The sequence below is a fragment of the Arthrobacter flavus genome (assembly GCF_039526005.1).
Taxonomy (GTDB): Bacteria; Actinomycetota; Actinomycetes; order Actinomycetales; family Micrococcaceae; genus Arthrobacter_D; species Arthrobacter_D flavus.
On record NZ_BAAAIJ010000009.1, the window covers coordinates 143,650 to 163,832 of the forward strand.

Annotated in this window: 19 protein-coding genes and 1 pseudogene; 16 read left to right on the forward strand and 4 right to left on the reverse strand. The window is 63.0% G+C overall.

Features of this window, described 5'->3' with window-relative positions:
- Window positions 1-24 precede the first annotated feature (24 nt).
- The 6 genes from malQ to ABD059_RS17705 all read left to right on the forward strand — a co-directional run bounded on the left by malQ (window position 25) and on the right by ABD059_RS17705 (window position 6,657).
- The gene (gene malQ / locus ABD059_RS04610; protein ID WP_343878123.1) at window positions 25-2,151 is read left to right on the forward strand and encodes a 4-alpha-glucanotransferase; all 2,127 of its coding nucleotides are present in this window, start codon (window positions 25-27) and stop codon (window positions 2,149-2,151) included.
- Between the two features lie 125 nt (window positions 2,152-2,276).
- On the forward strand, window positions 2,277-2,657 hold the full coding sequence (locus ABD059_RS04615) for a DUF7793 family protein (protein ID WP_377959535.1): 381 nt from the start codon (window positions 2,277-2,279) through the stop codon (window positions 2,655-2,657).
- On the forward strand, window positions 2,658-4,193 hold the full coding sequence (locus ABD059_RS04620) for a putative bifunctional diguanylate cyclase/phosphodiesterase (protein ID WP_343878124.1): 1,536 nt from the start codon (window positions 2,658-2,660) through the stop codon (window positions 4,191-4,193).
- Between the two features lie 9 nt (window positions 4,194-4,202).
- Window positions 4,203-4,994 (forward strand): class I SAM-dependent methyltransferase, encoded by a 792-nt coding sequence (locus tag ABD059_RS04625; protein ID WP_343878126.1) that lies wholly within the window; start codon window positions 4,203-4,205, stop codon window positions 4,992-4,994.
- Window positions 4,995-5,147: 153 nt separating this feature from the next.
- Window positions 5,148-6,551, forward strand: coding sequence for an OFA family MFS transporter (locus ABD059_RS04630; RefSeq protein ID WP_343878127.1), 1,404 nt, complete (start codon window positions 5,148-5,150; stop codon window positions 6,549-6,551).
- Window position 6,552: 1 nt separating this feature from the next.
- Entirely contained in the window at window positions 6,553-6,657 is a 105-nt protein-coding gene (locus ABD059_RS17705; RefSeq protein ID WP_417281923.1) for an MFS transporter small subunit, read from the forward strand.
- A gap of 149 nt (window positions 6,658-6,806) precedes the next feature.
- Here ABD059_RS17705 and ABD059_RS04635 read toward each other — a convergent pair whose 3' ends face one another.
- The gene (locus ABD059_RS04635) at window positions 6,807-7,790 is read right to left on the reverse strand and encodes an aldo/keto reductase (protein WP_343878128.1); all 984 of its coding nucleotides are present in this window, start codon (window positions 7,788-7,790) and stop codon (window positions 6,807-6,809) included.
- A gap of 203 nt (window positions 7,791-7,993) precedes the next feature.
- Here ABD059_RS04635 and ABD059_RS04640 point away from each other — a divergent pair, with 203 nt between their 5' ends.
- Window positions 7,994-8,782, forward strand: a complete 789-nt coding sequence (locus ABD059_RS04640) for an SDR family oxidoreductase (protein WP_343878130.1) — start codon at window positions 7,994-7,996, stop codon at window positions 8,780-8,782.
- 115 nt (window positions 8,783-8,897) lie between these two features.
- On the opposite strand, the gene ABD059_RS04645 is transcribed toward ABD059_RS04640, so the two are convergent.
- Window positions 8,898-10,379: a glyceraldehyde-3-phosphate dehydrogenase gene (locus ABD059_RS04645; RefSeq protein ID WP_343878132.1), complete on the reverse strand. Its 1,482-nt coding sequence runs from the start codon at window positions 10,377-10,379 to the stop codon at window positions 8,898-8,900.
- Between the two features lie 232 nt (window positions 10,380-10,611).
- Between ABD059_RS04645 and ABD059_RS04650 the strand changes: the two genes are divergently transcribed.
- Together ABD059_RS04650 and ABD059_RS04655 are read left to right on the forward strand one after the other, a co-directional pair.
- A complete protein-coding gene (locus tag ABD059_RS04650) occupies window positions 10,612-11,451 on the forward strand; it encodes an ACT domain-containing protein (protein WP_343878133.1) in 840 nt (279 codons plus the stop codon).
- Between the two features lie 35 nt (window positions 11,452-11,486).
- The gene (locus ABD059_RS04655; protein ID WP_343878134.1) at window positions 11,487-12,443 is read left to right on the forward strand and encodes an acyl-CoA thioesterase; all 957 of its coding nucleotides are present in this window, start codon (window positions 11,487-11,489) and stop codon (window positions 12,441-12,443) included.
- A 48-nt stretch (window positions 12,444-12,491) separates the two neighbouring features.
- Here ABD059_RS04655 and ABD059_RS04660 read toward each other — a convergent pair whose 3' ends face one another.
- The gene (locus ABD059_RS04660) at window positions 12,492-13,154 is read right to left on the reverse strand and encodes a stage II sporulation protein M (protein WP_343878135.1); all 663 of its coding nucleotides are present in this window, start codon (window positions 13,152-13,154) and stop codon (window positions 12,492-12,494) included.
- 109 nt (window positions 13,155-13,263) lie between these two features.
- On the opposite strand from ABD059_RS04660, the gene ABD059_RS04665 reads away from it, so the two are divergent.
- From ABD059_RS04665 to ABD059_RS04685, 5 genes are all read left to right on the forward strand, one after another.
- Window positions 13,264-13,509 (forward strand): hypothetical protein, encoded by a 246-nt coding sequence (locus ABD059_RS04665; protein WP_343878136.1) that lies wholly within the window; start codon window positions 13,264-13,266, stop codon window positions 13,507-13,509.
- A gap of 209 nt (window positions 13,510-13,718) precedes the next feature.
- Window positions 13,719-14,639 (forward strand): sensor histidine kinase, encoded by a 921-nt coding sequence (locus tag ABD059_RS04670; RefSeq protein ID WP_343878137.1) that lies wholly within the window; start codon window positions 13,719-13,721, stop codon window positions 14,637-14,639.
- Between the two features lie 3 nt (window positions 14,640-14,642).
- Window positions 14,643-15,260 (forward strand): response regulator transcription factor, encoded by a 618-nt coding sequence (locus ABD059_RS04675; RefSeq protein WP_343878139.1) that lies wholly within the window; start codon window positions 14,643-14,645, stop codon window positions 15,258-15,260.
- A gap of 105 nt (window positions 15,261-15,365) precedes the next feature.
- Window positions 15,366-17,138, forward strand: coding sequence for an alpha/beta fold hydrolase (locus ABD059_RS04680; protein ID WP_343878140.1), 1,773 nt, complete (start codon window positions 15,366-15,368; stop codon window positions 17,136-17,138).
- A 93-nt stretch (window positions 17,139-17,231) separates the two neighbouring features.
- Window positions 17,232-17,612, forward strand: a complete 381-nt coding sequence (locus tag ABD059_RS04685) for a nuclear transport factor 2 family protein (protein ID WP_343878142.1) — start codon at window positions 17,232-17,234, stop codon at window positions 17,610-17,612.
- Between the two features lie 95 nt (window positions 17,613-17,707).
- Here ABD059_RS04685 and ABD059_RS04690 read toward each other — a convergent pair.
- Window positions 17,708-18,742: pseudogene (locus ABD059_RS04690) on the reverse strand (carboxylesterase family protein); the annotation flags it as partial.
- 19 nt (window positions 18,743-18,761) lie between these two features.
- Here ABD059_RS04690 and ABD059_RS04695 point away from each other — a divergent pair.
- Both ABD059_RS04695 and ABD059_RS04700 read left to right on the forward strand, forming a co-directional pair.
- Entirely contained in the window at window positions 18,762-19,148 is a 387-nt protein-coding gene (locus ABD059_RS04695) for a CPBP family intramembrane glutamic endopeptidase (protein ID WP_343878143.1), read from the forward strand.
- 115 nt (window positions 19,149-19,263) lie between these two features.
- Window positions 19,264-20,040 carry a helix-turn-helix domain-containing protein gene (locus ABD059_RS04700; protein ID WP_343878144.1) on the forward strand — a complete coding sequence of 259 codons (777 nt, stop codon included), beginning with the start codon at window positions 19,264-19,266 and terminating at the stop codon, window positions 20,038-20,040.
- The last annotated feature ends 143 nt before the right edge of the window (window positions 20,041-20,183 follow it).

Here is a 20,183-nt window from a genome sequence, read left to right on the forward strand (position 1 = left end):
TCTGAACCCCCTAGGTTTGAGGGTATGCCTGCAACAGAAACAACCAGCACGTCCAGACCCCCCGAGCCAGACCTCCTGATCCGTCTCGCCGAGGCCCACCGCGTGGGCACGGCCTTCCGGGGCTGGGACGGCGAGGAAAAGAGCGTCAGCCCGCAGACCCTGACGAAAGTGCTGAGCGCGCTCGGAGTTGTCTGCGAAACGAACGACGACGTCGTCCGGGCACTCCACGACGCCGAGACCGCTCCATGGCGCCGGACGCTCCCTCCCGTCGTCGTCGGCAGGGAAACGGTGGTCCAGGACATTCCGGTTATTACCCCAGCGGGGCGCCGGCCGACGATCAGCCTCGTGCTTGAGGACGGACAGCGAAGGGAACTGGAGCTGTCCGGCCGTGCCGTCGAGCGGTCAGAGATCGACGGCGTGCCGCTGGAGCGCCTGCACCTCACCCTCCCCGGCGATGTGCCGCTCGGGTGGCATACCCTGCACGCGGCGCAGGCCGACGGCGCCGCTGCCCAGTGCACGCTGGTGGTGACACCACAACGGCTGAACACCACGGAAAGGCTCGATCGAACCTGGGGGCTGATGGCCCAGCTGTATTCGGTGCGGTCACGAGACTCGTGGGGGATCGGGGACATCGCTGACCTGGGTCAACTGGCAGCGTTCTCGGCGAGCAGGGGGGCCGGATTTGTCCTGATCAACCCCCTGCATGCCGCCGAGCCCGCACCTCCGGTCGAACCGTCGCCGTATCTGCCGTCGACCCGGCGGTTCTTCAATCCGCTCTATCTCCGGGTGGAGAACGTCCCCGAGTACGCAGCATTGACCGCCGAGGTGCGGGATGCCATCGAACACGATGCTGCAACGCTGCGCCGAGCCAACACCGATGCTGACATTCTGGACCGCGACAGTAGTTACGCCGCAAAGCTCAGCGCATTGGAGAGCATCCACCGGGTGCCTCTGAGCCGCGAAAGGCAACGTTCCTTTGATGAGTTCCGGGCACAGGAAGGTCAGGGACTGGAGAGCTTCGCCTTCTGGTGCGCGCTCGCAGAAACCCTGCCTGCGGGAGCCCCCGAATGGGATGACCAGCCCTACCTCGACACCCGGCGCCTAGCCTTGGCGGATCGGATCGGGTTCCACCTCTGGCTGCAATGGCTCTGCGACGAGCAGCTTGCCGCAACGCAGCAGGGTGCGATCGACGCCGGGATGAGCATCGGCATCATCCATGATCTGGCCGTCGGTGTGCACTCCCACGGGTCCGATGCGTGGTCCCTGCGCAGCGTCCTCGCGGAAGGGATTAGCGTCGGCGCACCACCCGACATGTTCAACCAGCAGGGCCAGGACTGGAGCCAGCCGCCGTGGCACCCTGGCCGCCTGGCCGAATCAGGGTACGCCGCCTATCGGGACATGCTGCGCACGGTCCTCAAACACGCCGGTGGTATCCGCGTGGACCACATCCTCGGCCTGTTTCGCCTGTGGTGGATCCCGGCTGGCGGCGGCTCCGGCGACGGCACCTACGTCTATTACGACCACGAGGCTCTCATCGGCATCCTGGCCCTCGAAGCGCAGCGGGCCGGCGCCGTCGTCATCGGTGAAGACCTCGGCGTGTTTGAGCCCGGGGTGCAGGACTACCTTGCCGAACGCGGCATCCTGGGTACCTCGATCCTCTGGTTCGAGCACGACGACGACGGCCCCCGCCGCCCCGAAAACTACCGCCAGGCGTGCCTGACCAGCGTCACCACCCACGACCTGCCGCCGTCAGCCGGGTACCTGGCGGGCGAGCACGTTGACCTGCGGGAGTCGCTCGGGTTGCTGAATCGTCCGGTTGAGGAAGAACGCGCGGCTGACCAGACGGCCCAGGACGCGGTGCTGGCACTGGTCCGTGCAGTGACGGGACCAACCGCCGAAGCCGACGCCGACACGGTGCAATCAACGGTGGAAGCGTTGCACCAGTTCATAGTGCGCACTCCCTCGGTGCTGCTCGGCGTCGCGCTGACGGATGCGGTGGGAGAGCGGCGCACCCAGAACCAACCGGGAACCAAGGACGAGTACCCCAACTGGCGGATTCCCCTCGCCGGCTCCGACGGCCAATCAGTGCTCCTCGAGGATCTGCCGGACAATGACCGATTTGCTGCCCTGGCGCGGGTGATGGCTGGTTGATCTGGTGGGACTGACCTATTCCGGTGCGACACCCCGGAGGTTCTATGCTGTAACCATGGTCTCAGTCGAATCATGGTTCCTCTCGCATCCGCCTTGTCACGCGCTGGACTACCGAATGATGCACTGTGGGTGAGATCCCGCCGGACGGCGTGCAGGGAATTGACGCCACCCTCAGCCGTGGCCCAGATAACATCCTGAGGCTGCGGTGGTCGCGAGGAATCTCAATCACTGAAGCCGATGCCCGCTTGGCAATGGATGAGGTGAACGAACTATGCTCCGGGGTCAGCCTCCCCATGCTCGTTGATATGGCCACCACGAAGGCCGTCAGCCGGGGAGCGCGAACGGTTTTTGGATTGCCGTGCTCGGCCTCGCGAATTGCGCTCCTGGGCTCATCCCAGGTGGATAAGGTCATTGCCAACTTCATTCTTGGAGTGAGCTCGCTCCCGTGCCCCACTAAATTCTTCACCTCCGAACCGGCCGCGATCGTCTGGCTGAAGGAGGGGTAAATGGCGGAAGAGTTTGTGGACAAGCGGCTCGACGCCTTGGTGGAGGGAATTGTCCGGCTCTCCTCCGGGGACTTGTCAGTCAGGATGGAAGTTTCACCCGCCCGAGACTCAATGGACGCGGTGATCAGCGGCGTGAATCTCTTGGCCGAGGAACTCGAAGTTTTTTACGAGGAGCTGGAGCAACGGGTCCGTGACCGGACCGCACGCTTGCACGCGGCCCAGGTTGAGTTGGAACGGATGGCCATGTATGACAGTCTCACGGGTCTCCCGAACCGAACCCTGCTGCGCCGACGGATTGACGACGAAACGCTGGCCGGGGCCGCAGAGGTGCAACCCGCCGCATTGATTCTGCTGGATCTTGACGCGTTCAAAGCGGTGAACGATAGCCTTGGCCACTCAGCCGGCGACCAGGTGCTGATCGAAGTAGGCCGCCGCCTTGAGTCGACCGTGCGGGAAACGGATACCGTTGCCCGGCTGGGCGGCGACGAGTTTGCGGTCTTGCTGCCGCAAACCACCGACGAGATTGCCTGCGAAATTGCTGAGCGTATTCTTTATGCGTTGCGGCCGGCGATGATCGTCTCCGAAACCAGCATCCGGATCCTTGCAAGTATCGGGGTACGGTGCGGTGAAGCTGGACAGTCGGGCGAAGACATGATGCGCGACGCCGATACCGCAATGTATGTGGCGAAGAATCTCGGCCGCAGCAATGTCCAGGTGTTCCACCCAGCCATGCTGCAAGCGACGCACGAGCGTTTCACCATTCTTGAGGAGCTGCGGCAGGCCATCCCTGCCGGCCAGCTCAGGGTCCATTACCAGCCGCTGGTCTCACTCCAGACTTCCACGATTATTGGCGCCGAGGCTCTGGTGCGCTGGAATCACCCGGACCGTGGGCTGCTCTACCCTGACTATTTCATCGGGATAGCGGAGGAGAGTGGACTGGTCGTCGATATCGGTGAATGGATGATCAAAGCAGTCGCTGCTCAACTGGGAGACTGGACCGAGGTGTTGGAGGATCGGGATTTTGCCGTCCGCATCAACCTGTCCGCTGCGGAAAGCCGGGCTCCCGGTCTGGCTGATCTCATCGATCGGACCCTCGCCGAGCATGCTGTTCCTGCCGAGCGATTTATCGTCGAGATCACCGAGACCTCCTTGATGACTGATCCGGAAGCCAGCTCTGCGAATTTGCTCGGGCTGCGGAAGCTCGGCGTCGGCGTCGAAATCGACGATTTTGGTACCGGCTACTCGTCCATCAGCTACCTCAGGAAACTCCCCGCCCAGGCCGTGAAAATGGACAGCTCGCTGATCCAAGATATTGTCTCCGATCCGAGGCAGCTGAAGTTTGTTGCAGCCGTCCTGCAACTCATCGAAGCGGCAGGCCTCCTGTCGGTAGCGGAGGGGATCGAGACCGCCGACCAGGCCCGGCTCCTGACCCGGATGGGCTGCGACTACGGGCAGGGTTACTTTTTCGGCCGGCCGGCCGAGGCGTCAGTGATGGCAGGGTTGATCGGTAAAGGATTGCCCTCGCTGAGGGTTTAGTGTTGACGCGTGCCGACATTCCCGAAGAAATACTTCCTGCTACCTGCGATCATCAAGCTCTCCTCAGGGGTACCCAGGGATCGCAATGTCGCCTGGGAAAACTATTGGCACCGGATTCAGAGCACAGGTTCCGACGGCGACGTGTTGTGGGACGCTGGCGGAAGCCAGGAGTTTAACAGTTATCTTCCCGGCATCAGTCGGACCCTGGATCCTGATCTGCCGGTCATCGATGTCGGTTGCGGCAACGGTGCATTCACCCGGTTGCTGGCCGCCCACTTTCCCCTGGCGGTAGGAGTGGACGTCGCGTCGAGTGCCACCTCCCGGGCGCTGAACGAATCGGCTCACCTCAGCAACGTTGACTATCGCACCGCCGACTGCACCGTTCCGGGGGCTGGTGAACTCCTGGCAGCCGACTTCGGCCACGCGAACGTCTTTGTCCGGGGCGTTTTTCACGTCCTCGACCCGGCGGCCCGTTCCGCCCTGGCCACCACGCTTGAGTCCCTGATCGGGTCTCGGGGGCGGGTGTTTCTGGTGGAAACCAACTATCGTGGCGACGCGCTCAGCTACATCTCACGCCTCGGTGCCGCGCCCGGCCGGATTCCCAAACCGCTGGAACTTGCCATTGGGGGCTTGCCGAAACCCGGCCACTTTGGCCCCACCGAACGTCAGGCGGCGTTCGATGACGAGTCCTGGGCCGTGCTCGAGGACGGTCCGGTGACCATTAATGCCGTTGCCATGCGGGCAAAGGGCGAGCCGGAACAGATCCCGGGCTACTACGCAGCCCTCGCTCCCCGTCATTAGGTCGACTCGGTCGACCAAACGCAACAGTTGCCCGTTCAAACTATGTTGTGATCTTCGTCTACCCTTAGTGAAGTTGAATTTTGAACAATTTCACGCAGCGTCAGCGCCCGCCGTCCTGACAGCCCCCGCCGTTCCAGCAAGAAGGAGACATTGATGAGTTGGCTTGCCCGAGAACACACCATCGCCCCGCCGGGGTTTAACCGTTGGTTGATCCCCCCCGCTGCGCTGGCTGTGCATCTCTGTATCGGTCAGGCATACGCCACCAGCGTGTACAAGACCGCGCTGGTAGAGCACTTCGATGCGAGCCTGACCCAGATCGGTGTGATCTTCTCGATCGCCATCGTGATGTTGGGCCTCTCCGCCGCGGTGATGGGCACGTGGGTAGACAAGAACGGCCCCCGAATGGCCATGTTCACCTCCGCCCTGTTCTGGACCAGCGGTTTCCTCATCGGTTCGCTCGGCATCTTCACCAACCAGTTGTGGCTCGTCTACCTGGGCTACGGCTTCATCGGCGGAATCGGCTTGGGTATCGGCTACATCTCACCCGTATCCACCCTGATCAAGTGGTTCCCGGACAGGCCAGGACTGGCCACCGGTATGGCCATCATGGGCTTCGGTGGCGGCGCGCTGATCGCCAGCCCCCTCTCCACCCAGCTGCTGCGCATGTATGACACAAATTCCGACGCCGAGGGCTGGGTAGCCAGCGGCGACTCGGTGGGCATGCTCTTCCTGACCCTGGCCGCCGTGTATCTCGTTTACATGATGTTCGGCGCGTTCACCATCAAGGTTCCCGCTGCCGACTGGAAGCCGGCCGGCTTCGACCCCTCGACGCTGAAGTCCAAGCCTCTCGTCACCACCGACAACGTCTCGGCGAAGAACGCCATCAAGACCAAGCAGTTCTGGCTGGTGTGGATCGTCCTGTTCTGTAACGTCACGGCAGGTATCGGCATCCTCGAGCAGGCCTCCCCGATGATCCAGGACTTCTTCCGCGAAGCAGACGGGTCGACTGCGGTCACCGTCGCTGTCGCCGGTGGGTTCGTCGGATTGTTGTCGATTGGAAACATGGCCGGTCGCTTCGTCTGGTCTTCCACCTCCGACATCATTGGTCGCAAGCGGATCTACATGATCTATTTGGGTGTTGGCGCACTGCTGTACACCACGCTGGCACTCGCTGGCGCAGGCACCACGATCCTCTTCGTCTTCCTGGCCTTCTTCATCATTTCCTTCTACGGCGGCGGTTTCGCCACCGTTCCTGCCTACCTGCGCGATCTCTTCGGCACGTACCAGGTCGGTGCCATTCACGGCCGGTTGCTGACTGCGTGGTCAGCCGCGGGCATCGCCGGACCACTGATCATCAACGGTTTCCTCGACGCTCAGGGCACACCGGGCGAGCTCACCGCAGCCGCCTACCAGCCGGCACTGCTCACCATGGTGGGTCTGCTGATTATCGGTTTCATCGCGAACCTGATGATCAAGCCGGTCGACTCGAAGTTCCACGAACCAAAGACGGCCCCTGAATCCGGGACGTCCACCAAAGAACCCGCTATGGAGGCATGAGATGAAGGCAGCAAGCACTACGTTCGTTTGGGCACTTGTGACCGTGCCCTTGGCCTACGGGATTTTCCAGACCATGACCCGCGTGTCGGCACTGTTCGGCGGGTAACCACCCGCAGTTCGTAGTGCTGCAGCAACGACGGCGGCCCCCACCCTCGCAGTGTGGGGGCCGTCGTCGTTAAACAGGGGCCGTCGTTAACGGGCCGCCGCGGCGTCGTCGGTTGACTGGGTCCTCAACCACAGAGCCGGTGGGGATCCTTACCAGCGAGGATGGATCGTTGCACGGAAGTGGCGGTCGTAGATAGCACGGACTCCGTCGTTCAGCCGGGCCCCGAGATCCCCGGTGTTGGCGGCTGCTGCATTGGCCCGTGCCTGCTCGACGGTACGCGCGCCGGGGATCACGGTGCTGACGCCGTCCTGCGCCATAATCCAGGCGATCGCGGCCTGGGCGGTGGTCACGCCCGCCGGAATCAGGCCCTCGAACTCCTTGACGGCCGTCAACCCGGTATTGAATTCCACGCCCGAGAAGGTCTCTCCGACGTCGAACGCTGAACCGCTGATGTTGTAGTTCCGGTGGTCGTTCTCGGCGAACGTCGTATCCTTCGAGTACTTGCCGGAGAGCAGGCCTGAGGCGAGCGGAACCCTCACGATGATGCCGACGCCAGCCTCCTTGGCCGCGGGCAGCACCTCGTCCAGTGGTTTGAGGCGGAAGGCGTTGAGGATGATCTGGATGGTTGCAATGTTGCCGTGCTTGAGGGCCGCGAGGGCCTCATCAGTGCGTTCGACGCTGACGCCGTAATTGCGGATGGCGCCTTCGCTGACCAGCGTATCGAGGGCGTCGTAGACCTCGGCGTCAGAATAGACCGACGACGGCGGGCAGTGCAGCTGGACCAGGTCAAGAGTGTCCACGCCCAGGTTGGTGCGGGACCGGTCGATCCACTGGCGGAAGTTTGCCAGTGTGTAGTTCTCAGGCCGCTGCTCCACCCTGCGGCCCATCTTGGTGGCGACGGTGATGTCCAGGCCGGGGTTATCCGCCAGGAAAGCGCCGATGGTCTGTTCGCTGCGGCCATCGCCGTACACGTCGGCCGTGTCAAAGAAGGTGATGCCGGAATCGACGGCGGCATGGAGGATGGCCCTGGCATCGTTGGGGTCCACGTCTCCCCAGTCGGCGCCGAGCTGCCAGGTGCCCAGTCCTACGGTCGAAACGGAGCGTGCGGTCGTTCCAAGATTTCGTTGTTCCATCCCTTGACTCTAGCCAGCTGAGCCTCTGGCGCGGCAATCCCCGGGCTCCGGCCCCTGCCGGCATTCCATCCCCCAAAACCGCCGGTTACGGTCAGGAGGGCCGCTTCCAATCGGCGGATCTTGTCCTTACCGGCGGATTTACGGTGCAGGATCGAGCTGGGTCTCTCTGGTCCGTCGGAGCGGGCAGGCGTACCCTAGGGGCCATGTCGAGAGTAGTGGTAGTCGGAGGTACGGGTCTGGTGGGACACCAGCTGGTGGACGAATGCGTGAGACGAGGTCACCACACGCGGTCGATCAGCCGCCACCTTCCCGCCCACCACTCGTCCCGGTGGGTCGCCGGTGCCGAGTACATCGCAGCCGATGTGACCACCGGGCAGGGCCTGACGGATGCACTGGTCGGGGCCGATGTCCTGATTGACGTCCTGGATGGCCGGGTCGGAAAAGGCCAGCGGGCGCTCGACGACGGCGCCCTGAACCTGCTCGGCGCTGCCCGGGAGGCAGGGGTCGGGCGGGCCGTGGTGCTCTCGATCGTCAACTGCGACCTGGCGGCGTTCTCCTACTATCGGGCCAAGGCGCGACAGGAGAAGATCTACCAGAATTCGTCGATTCCGTCAGTGGTGGTTCGAGCCACCCAGTTCCACAATCTTGTGGTCGGCGTGTTTGACGCGGGAGGGAAGGTGGGACTCCTGCCGGTCCTGAAAGGTGCCGTGTTTCAACCGATCGCCGTGCAGGATGTGGCAGGTGCACTGGCCGACGCAGCAACACATCAGCCGATGCCCCGGGAAATCATCAACGTCGGCGGCCCGCAAGTGCTGGAAATGGCCGAACTGGCCCGTATCTACCGCGACATCACAGGAGCAACCGGCCGCCAGATCACCCTGCCACTGCCGGGTGCTCTTGGGAAGTTCTTCAGCAGCGGCGAGAATCTTGCCAGCGACTCGGCCGTCAACGGATTGACCTTCGAGGCCTGGCTTCGCCTGCGCTCGGTCTGAAGCCCCACAGAACCGCCGGTCGGGTCCAGAGTTGCCGCTTGCAAGCGGCAACTCTGTGCCTAACCGGCGGTTTCGTGGGTGCCCCTGATGGGCGCCTTCGCGTGGGCGGCGTGTTTCAGCCCGCCGAGGACCGCACGGTCGCCGCGACGGGTTCCTTGGCCGGGAACGACGGCGGGTGCACGCCAGCCATCTCCTCCATCACCCGAACCACCTGGCAGCTGTAGCCGAATTCGTTGTCGTACCAGACGTACAGCACCAGGTTGGTGCCGTTCGCGATGGTCGCCAGCCCGTCGACAATCCCGGCCCGGCGTGAGCCGACAAAGTCGGTGGAGACGACGTCGGGCGAGTCAATGTAGTCCACCTGTTTCCGCAGATCGGAGTGCAGTGACGTCTCCCGAAGGTAGGTGTTGACCTCGTCCTTGCTGGTCCCGTCGGCCAGGGTGAGGTTGAGGATGGCGATCGACACGTCGGGGGTGGGCACGCGGATGGAGCTGCCCGTCAGCTTGCCCTCAAGCTCGGGCAGCGCTTTCGCAACGGCCTTCGCAGCACCGGTCTCGGTGATGACCATATTCAACGCAGCCGAGCGGCCACGCCGGTCACCCTGATGGAAGTTGTCGATCAGGTTCTGGTCATTGGTGAACGAGTGGACCGTCTCCACATGCCCATGCACCACGCCGAACCGGTCATTGATGGCCTTCAGCACCGGGGTGATGGCGTTGGTGGTGCAGGACGCAGCGGTGACGATCTGGTCCGTGGGCAGGATCGTGTTGTGGTTGATGCCGTGCACAATGTTCTTCAGCGCACCCTTGCCCGGGGCGGTGAGGAGCACGCGGGCGATGCCCTTGCTCTGCAGGTGCTTCGACAGCCCCTCCTCGTCGCGCCAGCGTCCGGTATTGTCGACCAGCAGTGCGTCGTTGATGCCGTAGGCGGTGTAGTCGACGGTGGAGGGATCATTCGAGTAGATGACCTGGATGTGGACACCGTTTGCCGTGATCGTGTTGGCTTCCTCGTCAATCCGGATGGTGCCCTCGAAACTGCCGTGCACCGAGTCGCGGCGGAGCAGGCTCGCCCGCTTCATCAGGTCATTGTCGGCGCCCTTGCGGACCACGATGGCGCGCAGCCGCAGCCCGTGGCCACCGCCAGCCTTTTCAATCAGGAGCCGGGCGACCAGGCGGCCGATGCGGCCAAACCCGTAGAGCACGACGTCGGTGCTGGTGCGTTCGTCCGCTCCGCGCTTGTCGACGACGTCGGCCAGTTCCACCCGGAGGAAGTCCTCCAGGGATGCCCCGCCGCCGTCGGCCTTGAACTTCTGGGTGAGCCGGGCGATATCGATGGCCGCGGCACCGAGGTCCAGGTCCACCAGGGTGCGCAGCAGCGGTGCGGTCTCCTCCAGGAACAGTTCTTCCTTGCTGATTCGGCGGGCAAACCGGTGGGCTTTCAGGATGTTCATGGCCGACTTGTTGATCAGGCTGCGGCCGTGGATGCTGATCACCACGTTGTTCTCGCGGTACAGCCGCCCGATGACGGGGATCATTCCCTCCGCAAGAGCCTCGCGGCTCATCCATGTGTCAAGGCATTCCGATGGGTCGCGGTGCACTATCTGTCCCTTCCTGTCGCTGGGTGTTCCAGCGCTGTGTCTGGCCAGTCGCCTTGTCGGGCTAACCCGGGTTCCGGGTGCTGGCCCAGTCGCGCGGTCCGCCCGGACGACGGTGTCGGGGGCTTCGGTGGTGCGCGGGTGGTATCCCCAGAATATCGTCCCCGTGGCGTTTGACGATAAACGGTCACGACGTCGCAACGCGGGCGAAACAGCGGGCCTGCATGCTGGAGGTATGAAGCGACATCTCACCCATGCAGCGACTGCTGAACTGATCTGCGATTTGTGTGGTCAACTTCCCGAACCGGGAAAGACCCGGGTGACGCTCGCCAACGTGGCGGTGATGCTTCCCATCGAGCTGCTGGTGCACGCCGCGGTGGTCAACACCGACCTGCCGTACCTGGCCAAGGTGCTGGTGCTGGCGGTGACTGCCACGGCCCTGGTGATCTTTGTGGCCGACCCGGCAGCGGCCCGGCTGCTGCGTTCTTTCCTGCACGCGCCGGCTATCCGGCGTCGCCGCCGGCTCGAAACAGCGGCAGCCCTGTGGCGGGCGCGCGTCCTGGTGCGGGATGAGCCGGGAGCGTTGGAGCGGATCACCCGGCGGCTGGCCCGGCTCGACATCAACATCCTCAGCATCCATGTGCATCCCGCTGAGTCCGGCACGCTGGACGAGTTTGTGCTGTCCGCCCCCGGCGGTCTTCGGGAGGAGGACATTCTGGAGGTCCTGCACGACGGCGGTGGGCGGGCAGCCAGTATCTGGCCGACGACGGCGCTCGCCCTCGCGGATGGGCAGACGAAGGCGCTGACCCTCGCTGCCCAGCTGACCCGTGACCCTGGCGAGCTGCGGCATGTGGTGGCCGAGTTGCTGTCTGCGGAGGTGATGCAGCCCTGCGAGGTGGCGCCGTCGTCGTCGGCGGACCGGACTATCCTGAAGATTCCCACCGCCTGGCACGGGCCGCTCTTGTTCCGGCGGGCGGACGAGCCGTTTACCCTGGCGGAGTCCGCGCGGGCGCACCGCCTCGCGGAGATCGCCGAAACGGTGGAGCGTCGGCTCGCCTTCGTGACCGACACATAACCGTCGGCAACGGGGCAGTGCGCGATACTGGCTCAATGACTCAGACCAATTCCGTCACCTTGCGATTCCTTGCCGCACCCACAGATCTCGGGCACAGCGGATCCGTCGACGCCGGGACGGTGCTGGAGTGGGTAGACAAGGCCGCCTATGCGGCGGCTGTCGGGTGGGCGAAGAGCTATTGTGTGACCGCGTATGTCGGCAACATCCACTTCACTGACCCGGTCAACGTGGGCGACATGGTGGAGGTCGAGGCGACCATCGTGTACACCGGTCGGTCGTCGCTGCACATCCAGACGGTGGTGTCTTCGGGCGACGTCAAGGGCAGCGGCGCCACCATGCGCAGTCGGTGCCTGGTGATCTTTGTGGCGGTAGGGGAGGACGGCAAGCCGGTCCCGGTGCCGCCCTACGAGCCGTCAACGCCCGAGGAGATCAGCCGTCGTGAAGCGGCCATAGCCAGGATCGCCGTCCGCGAGGAGATCGTCGAAGCGATGCGCGGGCAGGTCTACACCGATGAAGGCACCGCCGAGAAGGTCATCCTCCGGTTCCTCGCTGCGCCCACCGATGTGAACTGGGGCGGGAAGGTGCACGGCGGCACGGTGATGGACTGGATCGACGAGGCCGCCTACGTCTGCTCGGCGCGGTACTGCGGCCAAGACACCGTGGCGGTGTTCTCCGGCGGGGTGCGGTTCTACCGTCCGTTGCTGATCGGTGACGTGGTCGAGGTGGAGGCCCGGCTGGTCTACACCGGCAACAAGGGGATGCATATTGCCGTCCACGTCAGGTCGGGTAGGCCCACCGAGGATGAGATGCACCTGACGACGTACTGCCTGACTGTGATGGTGGCCCGGGATGAAACCGGTACGGCTGTGGCAGTTCCGGGGTGGATTCCCCAGTCGGAGGAGGACCGCCGGCTCGAGGCCCACGCGCGGGAACTCCTGGAGATCAGGGGACGGGCGCCGGGGAACCGGCTCCCGAATCACCTGACCAGCTGACGGAAACCACTTCATCCCGACGGGCGCGCTACGGTGGGCCGCGGACAGCTACAGAAGCAGCTGGATGAGCGGGTGCACGAAGTAGCGTAGCGAGTACGCCTCCCACACAGCTCCAACAATGAGCAGTACCAGCGCGGGGAGTGCCAGTAGGCCGACCTGTTTCAGGCCCTGAACGTAGCCCCTGCGACGATTCGGTGCTCCGACACTGCGTGGGAACAGCCAACTCTTGCCCATGCGGTATGCGCCAAGTGCAAGGAGCACGTAGGCCTGGAGCTCGATGACGAAGGTCAAGGAATGGGGAATGAGGGCAACCCATCCCTCTGGGGAAGCCGGCACAAGTGTGATGCCGATCTGAAATGCCCAATATCCGAACAATGCGAGACCCGCGAACGGAACAATAAGCGACGGGAGCACGATGGTCAGCAGGCTGAGCCGGAAAACATTGACTCCGAGGATTACCAGAGCGAACAGAGGTGGGATGTTTATCAGCCAGCTCACAAGCTCGACGGTGCCGTCGTCCTCCAGCGCCGCAACCTTGTCCGCATTGAGCGAGGGGAATGCCAGCCCGATGAGGAACCCGATGGTGGCTAGGCCGTAGGTGACAAGATTGATGATGAGGTAGGCACGCTTGTTTTCGCGAATGACCTTGAAGGGGCGTCGCCGGAGTGGCAGGGGTGTGGGAATCGGGGTGGTCTCTTGAAACGATGTCATGTGTCCATCACACTCCAACACCAAGCGCGCGTGCAGTGACGTCACATCATCAGATGATGTGACACTGCGTCACTACAGCTGGCGCCCCATTGGCGCGAGAGTGGGATTCATGAGAATCCTCGATCTGGTGCTGAGCGCAACCATTGTCCTAGGCGCAACCGTCTTTCTTGCCTACGTCGGCTTCCATTACTTCGACTTTGGTCTCTTCATGACACTTCCAGCGAGCATCGTGGAGATGCTTCTCCGGAACTGGGCGCTACAGTACATAGGGCTGGGGATCGGCATCGCGGCGATGATCGCGAAACGCCCGGTCGGCCGGCAGATCACGCGGCAGGAAGCCGAGAACCGGAGCTAGTTATCGACGACCAGCCGACAGGGGAGGCTCCCAGTATCACGCGAATGCGTCGGGTGGCGATGGTCACGGCCGTCGCCGCTATTGCGCCCCCGACCGTTATCGGTATCGTGCTCACTGCGACATCCTGGTCGGAGGGGTTGTCCGTTGCCCTAGGGTTTCTGGTCACCCTCGCTTTGCTGCGCAAGTGGAGCTTGGATGGGTACCCCCGCATGGCTATCCTCGCGCTCATGTTCACCATAGCGTCGTGGATCGTCGGGGCGCTGACAACCTCGAGTCCGCTCGGTTTCGTGCCGATGTCGCTGATCGGCGCGCTCCTGCTCGCGCGTACACGAAGACGGCGGCTATGGATCACGGCGTTCACGGTTGCGGTCGCGGCGATCGGGGCGAGCTCATTCGTCTTTCACCCTGCGAGTTGGACCCTCGCCGCCGAGTACCTCGCGCTCCCGGCTGTCGGCTCGCTCTTTATCGTCGCGGTAATCCTGCTCAGCGAGCAGGCCTGGCAGGTAGTGCGGCGGCTCGAACGCGCGCAGGAGACGGAGGCAGAGCTCGCGGTCGCACGCGAGCGGATGCGCTTTGCCGGTGACCTCCATGACATCCAAGGCCATTCGCTGCATGTCATCAAGTTCAAAGCCGCGCTCGGCCGACGCCTGGTTCGTACTGCTCCCGACCGAGCCGAAATGGAATTCAGCGAGATCCGCCGTCTCGTCGACGAGACCATCGGGGAGACGAGGGCACTGACGTATGCGCGCTATGAGTTGAATCTGGTGGCTGAAATCGAGAACGCAAAGCGGCTGGTCGAGGCGGCGGGCGTGGCCGTGGAGGTGACATTCGACGACACCGGAGAGAGTGCTCCGCATCCCCTGCTGGCCCAGGTGCTGCGGGAAGCCACCACCAACCTACTGCGCCATGCGCGTCCGGCCGCTGTCACGATCTCCGCATCGTCGAGGTCCGTGGAGGTCAGTAACGACGGGACAACTGATGCAGGCGGCTCTCCCCTGAGAGGGCTTGCACACCTGCGGGACCGGGTAGAAGGCGCGGGCGGCGCGCTGCTGGTCGAACGTCCACCGGGTAGGTTTATCGTATCCGTTCGGATCGATCCCCAGATCAGAAGCAGCGGGTCCGAAGGGTAGGAGATGACCGCCGTGGATCCAATCACGATCATCCTGGCCGATGATGAGCACTTGTTACGGTCGGCGCTTTCTGCCCTCCTCATGCTCGACGGGACCATAGACGTCGTCGCGCAGGCAAAGAACGGCGATGAGGCCGTGACCGCGACGCTGCAGCTGCATCCAGATGTCCTTGTCATCGACCTCGAGATGCCTGGGATGGACGGCCTAGAGGCAGTAGCGTCGATCATGTTGAAAAGTGCCGACCAACGCGTGCTGATGCTTACCCGGCACGCGCGACAGGGTGTCCTCCGGCGGGCCCTCAAACTTGGGGTGCGGGGTTTCATGAGCAAGGGTGCCGATCCGGAAGAGATCGCCGAGGTCATCCGCAAGGTGAACGATGGTCAGCGCTGGATCGCGCACGATGTCCTCGAGGCCGCGGTCGTCGATGACTCGCCGCTGACCGAACGCGAGGCCGATGTTCTTCGGGAGACCCGCGAGGGGTACTCGGTTAAAGACATCGCTCGACGATTGCACCTCGCACCAGGCACCGTTCGAAACTACCTCTCGTATGCCACGCAGAAGACCGCGACCACGACCAGACACGACGCCGCGAGGACAGCCCGCGATCGCGGCTGGTTGTAGCTGAGTAGTCGAGGCTGGGTGGCCAGCACTTGACCGTGTGCCTGCAACACGGTGTCGACTTAGCAGGGGAGCCACTGCGGCGGCCAAAGACTAAGGAGAACAATCGTGTCCTCGACAACAAATGAACCGGATATCCCGGACGAAGCGAATGAGGCAACCGGCGCGCCGCTCCCGAGCCGTGGGGCCAAAACCGTGATGGCGGGTGTGGCCATTCTGGTAGTCGCTGCGCTTGCGGGTTCCGCTATCTTTTGGAGCTCAACGAAACCTGACGGGCCCGGTATGCCCGACGTAGCTGAGCTCGCCGGATCGCTGGTGGATCAGGAGCTGACGTGGGATTCGTGCGACTTCGGCCCAGCGGAACTGTTACCTGGTGATGAGGCAGCGAACGTGAAGTGCGCAACCATCAAGGTGCCGAAGGACTGGCTCGATCCAGACCCAACAGACACCTGGGACGTGCGTATCTCCTTCGCGCAGAACCTCGACGTGTCCGACCCCGAAGCGGAGACGCTTTTTCTACACCCCGGTGGCCCATTTCCTTCGTTGTCGTTCAGCTCGACGACTCAGCATCGCGTACCGGAGCTTCGTTCATCGACGAACTTCTTGAGCTTCGACCAGCGTGGGCTCGGGCGGTCGAGTACCTTGAGCTGTGACTACGAATACGACCCCGCCGATGGTGCGGCAGCACAACCGCGCGCCATCGGCGAAACATGCTCGGATGACCCCGACTTCGCCACGATGACGACGGAACAAGTCGCGTATGACATGGACTTCATGCGGCATCTGCTGGGTCTTGAAAAGGTCTCCTACCTCGGCTATTCCTACGGGACCTGGCTCGGATCGTGGTTTGGAAAACTCTTCCCTGACAACATCGAACGCATGGTGCTCGACTCGGCAATCGATGGGACGAGCGCCACGTATGAGAAGAGCTGGAAGGGCCAATACGTTGCCATCGACCGGCAGTTCAGACTGCTGACGATGAATTGGCTCGCCCGGAACGACACCTCGTTCGCCCTGGGAGATGAACCCGAGGCCATCTGGGACCGCTACTTCGCAGCGACCGGCTCACCCGAGATGGCTGATGCTGCGCACCTTGTCTGGGCTTCGACCGGCGCGGCCACTTTGCAGGCCAAGCCAGTCTCCATTGAATTCGTTGTCGGCGTGGTTCAGCAGCTCATCGTGGAGGGCGAGTCAGACGGTCCGGGCGATCACATCGATCGGGCCGCCCGGGTCATCAACAGCCTTGGCCTTCCGGATGAAGCAAGTGAAGCCGCGATCGCGCAGTTCCCCATCTACGCGCCCGTCCCGGCGCAGCCTGGAGGACTCGTGCAGGCCAGTTATTCGAGCGCCGATGACTTCCTCCGCTGCGCCGATGGCGAGTGGACGCAGGGTCAGGCGCACTGGGATGAGTACAACGCTCAGATGGCTGAGCAGGCGCCGTTCACGGCGCAACTCAAACGCCTCGATGCCCCGCCGGAGTGCGCTTTCTGGCCCACAGACGTTGAGATGCCCGAAGCTAACGGGGACTTTCCTGAGACGATTGTCCTGCAAAGTGAGCTGGATCCGCTCAGCGCATGGGAGAGCGGACAGGCTCTCGGAACTACGCTTCCGAACACCAGCTTGATTGCTGTGGACAATGAGGGGGTGCACGGAGTCTTCCCCTACGGCACCGCGGCCGTCGATCGACCGGTGCTCGATTTCCTGCTGGGAAACGCCGATAGGCCCACCTCTCAGGTTGTCGACGCGAAGCCCCTGCCGCTGGAAGAGAGTGCGTTCGAGCATTGGGCCAGACTCGGACTCTATGGGGATCGGGCAGACCCCAACTTCACCGACCCAATGTCTCCAGCCCCAACCGGAGTGCTTGCGCCGCTCGGCGACTGACACTGCAGTTCTGCTATCCCACGTCTTGCGCAACACCGCCCCGGCCCTACTGGGGCCAGCGCATGAGAATCACCCCAATTGAAAGCTGGAAAAATGACAGACTCACAAGCGCTCACGAAGCTTGCGGAAGCGATCAACTCCCATGACGCCGAAAGCATCGCAGCATGCTTTTCCGTCGACTATGTTTCCGAAAACCCTCATCACCCCTCCCGGAACTTCGTGGGTCGCGCAACCGTGCTCCGTAATTGGATGGCGATGCTCACACGGTTCCCGAATCTGACGGCGCGAGTTCTCCGCTGCGCGACCAAAGGAGACGAAGTTTGGTCGGAATGGGAAATGGTTGGCACCCTTGCCGATGGAACGTCTGTCACAATTGCAGGCCCCGTGATTTGGTGCACCGATACTCAAGGTCTCGTGTCCTGGGCGCGCTTCTATCTTGAGCCTGTATCCGACGAGCCGATCAGGCCGTCCTGAGTCGATCCTCGACCTGCCCGCCCTCGCCGGAGATGAGTGCACGGCCAGCCAACCGACTGCCTCAACCATGTCCCGGATAACTCCCTACGGCGCGATCAGCGGATCGGACCGCTGTATTGGAGCCAGAAGTCGATGGCGGCCTGCCGTGGTCGAGGGGACACAGCGCTGCCGTCCGTCCCGAATTTCATGACTTCCTCGGGGGCTGCCGCAACCGTCGGCCATGCGGGTAGTCCATACCCGTTAGGGTCGCCAGTCCGGACGAAGTTGAGCCAGTACCCGCTCATCTGGTCGCGGAGCCGATAGTCGGCCTTCTGATAGATGATGTCGTGGTCTGCTCCGAGATTATCGTAGGCGTAGGCGACTTCGGCGCCGTGGTAGGCGCCGAACTTCTCGAGTCCCTCCTCCGGAGGTACGTGAGAGAAGAAGTATAGGTATGCGTTTTCCTCGCCGGTGTTTGTCTGCAGTTGCGTCCAGCGGAGCATCGCGCGGGTCATGACACTGTCGGTCTGCGCTCTCAGCGACGAATCGAGAACCTGTTCCTCGGTGTCGCCCGGGTAAATCTCGAGGAAGCGCTTCGATTGGTTGCCGTGGGTCTGTTGGACGGACGCCAGATATTCGGACTCGCTAACCTGTGGCGGGTCTGCGAGGGCTAGCGACGCTTCGTCTGCGTTGCTTCCCACGAGAATGGGAACATTTAGCTGCTGTCCCGAGGCGTAGATCTCCGTGGTTGCCTTTTCGATTGCGTACCCGTCGACGGAAGGCCGCCAGTGACCGGCAAGTGAGTCCGATGCGCCCAGGATTCGCTCGACGGGCATCTCGCGCATGTCCTGCAGGGACGCGTTGCCCAGTGCCGTGCTCATACGCTGCCCCGCGTCCTCCGCCGCCTCACGAGTATCGAACTGGTCGCCGTCTTCTGTGTTCCCAGTGGTGCCCAGGCAGGCGCCGCTGCCGCCGATGATGCCATCGACGAGGCCTTCCGCCAGCGGGCTCGCCCCCAGAATGCATACACTCTCGCCTCCTGCGGACTCTCCTGCGATAGTCACACGGTCCGGGTCGCCCCCGAAGCTGGCAATGTTGTCCCGGATCCATTGCAGGGCGGCGATCTGATCGAGAACGCCATAGTTGCCCGAGGCGCCATAGTCTGACTCGGTGGCGCGGGGTCAGCTCCTCGTGGCCCTGCGTAGTAGGTTTGGTGAGACCGGTGTCTGGTTCATCTCGACTTTGCTCTTTTCTCTGCTGCACCTCCCGAATGTGTTCTTCGGTCTTGGCTCGATCGCGATCCTCCAGGTCTTCATCCAGTTTGGTCTGGGATCCGTCTATTACCTGGCACGTCGCTTCAGCGGTTCCTTGGTGCCGGCGATGATCTTGCACGGCCTCTGGGACTTCTCGACGTTCTCGTCCAATGTTCCCTACGCCGGGCTGACTGCTCCGTTCATCGGAATAGCCGCAGTGATCGTGGTCTTGGTTCTTCTTCGACAAGATAAGCGCAGAGGTGCAAACCGTGCGACGACTCTCTCAAGTAGCGCGGTCCACTAGTTGTTGGCGCCTCAACACCGCGGCGAGCGCTTGACCCTGTGGTCGGCACATCGTTTTTACTGGCAGGACAAGAGCAGCCGGCTTTACCGGTCGCTGGCAAACGAATGGAGCCTGTATGGCGTGGAGTACACGCGAGCTGGCAGGCCTCGCCGCCACAACGGTGAACACGGTCCGCCATTACCACCGGTCCGGACTGCTTGAGGAGCCCAACCGGACATCCAATGGGTACAAGCAGTACGGTGCCCGCCATCTCGTGAGGCTGCTGCAGATCTGTCGTCTCCGGGACCTCAGTATTCCACTCGCTCAGATCGAGTCAATGGATATCGGAGGGGAAGCACCGGCGTCGGCCCTGCTGGCAGTCGACGCTGACCTGACCGTGAGCATCGAACGGCTCAAACGTGCCCGAGCCGAGATTCGGGCGATCCTGGCCGGGACAACGGCCACCGATGTGCCGTCGGGCTTTGAGCACCTCGCTGACCGGCTTTCCAAGCCGGAGCGTTCCCTCATGCTCGTAGTTTCGCAGCTCTACGACGAGTCAGCCATGGCCGATCTTAGGACAATGATCGAGGCGGAGGCGGAGGATGCTGGCGTCGAATTCGACACGTTGCCTCTCGACGCTGACGAGGCGATCCGACAACAACTTGCCGAGGCGCTTGCGCCTCAACTCGCTCAACATCTCATCGACTACCGATGGCTAACCGACCCGAAGGCGCACTTTCCTAAGGGTGCACGGGTTACGCAGGAGACGCTTCGCGAGACCGCTGTGGAGCTGTACAGCAAGTCCCAGCTCGACGTCCTTGCACGCGCGAGCGCCATCGCGACCGAGCTGGCCGCTGAGAGCATCAACCCGACCTCAGATCCGAACAATCTTGGAGTCAGCGATGACCGATGAAGCCTTGGTGCAGGGCGCAGCCGAACTCGATGACGTGCCTGCTGGAAGCCTCTCCCGCTGCCCTAGCCCCGGGTTTTCATCGGATGTGTGGTTCGGGGCGTGTTTAAGCAGGGAAAGAGTGCTCTGACTTGGGAAAATAGTGG

What these genes read in the sequence shown, in the direction of transcription:
- ABD059_RS04635 (WP_343878128.1), bottom strand. Translation starts at nt 7,790, where the DNA reads ATGGAACAACGAAATCTTGGAACGACCGCACGCTCCGTTTCGACCGTA.
- ABD059_RS04685 (WP_343878142.1), top strand. Translation starts at nt 17,232, where the DNA reads ATGACAGACTCACAAGCGCTCACGAAGCTTGCGGAAGCGATCAACTCC.
- ABD059_RS04630 (WP_343878127.1), top strand. Translation starts at nt 5,148, where the DNA reads ATGAGTTGGCTTGCCCGAGAACACACCATCGCCCCGCCGGGGTTTAAC.
- ABD059_RS04620 (WP_343878124.1), top strand. Translation starts at nt 2,658, where the DNA reads ATGGCGGAAGAGTTTGTGGACAAGCGGCTCGACGCCTTGGTGGAGGGA.
- ABD059_RS04650 (WP_343878133.1), top strand. Translation starts at nt 10,612, where the DNA reads ATGAAGCGACATCTCACCCATGCAGCGACTGCTGAACTGATCTGCGAT.
- ABD059_RS04640 (WP_343878130.1), top strand. Translation starts at nt 7,994, where the DNA reads ATGTCGAGAGTAGTGGTAGTCGGAGGTACGGGTCTGGTGGGACACCAG.
- malQ (WP_343878123.1), top strand. Translation starts at nt 25, where the DNA reads ATGCCTGCAACAGAAACAACCAGCACGTCCAGACCCCCCGAGCCAGAC.
- ABD059_RS04665 (WP_343878136.1), top strand. Translation starts at nt 13,264, where the DNA reads ATGAGAATCCTCGATCTGGTGCTGAGCGCAACCATTGTCCTAGGCGCA.
- ABD059_RS17705 (WP_417281923.1), top strand. Translation starts at nt 6,553, where the DNA reads ATGAAGGCAGCAAGCACTACGTTCGTTTGGGCACTTGTGACCGTGCCC.
- ABD059_RS04655 (WP_343878134.1), top strand. Translation starts at nt 11,487, where the DNA reads ATGACTCAGACCAATTCCGTCACCTTGCGATTCCTTGCCGCACCCACA.
- ABD059_RS04675 (WP_343878139.1), top strand. Translation starts at nt 14,643, where the DNA reads ATGACCGCCGTGGATCCAATCACGATCATCCTGGCCGATGATGAGCAC.
- ABD059_RS04670 (WP_343878137.1), top strand. Translation starts at nt 13,719, where the DNA reads ATGGCTATCCTCGCGCTCATGTTCACCATAGCGTCGTGGATCGTCGGG.
- ABD059_RS04660 (WP_343878135.1), bottom strand. Translation starts at nt 13,154, where the DNA reads ATGACATCGTTTCAAGAGACCACCCCGATTCCCACACCCCTGCCACTC.
- ABD059_RS04700 (WP_343878144.1), top strand. Translation starts at nt 19,264, where the DNA reads ATGGCGTGGAGTACACGCGAGCTGGCAGGCCTCGCCGCCACAACGGTG.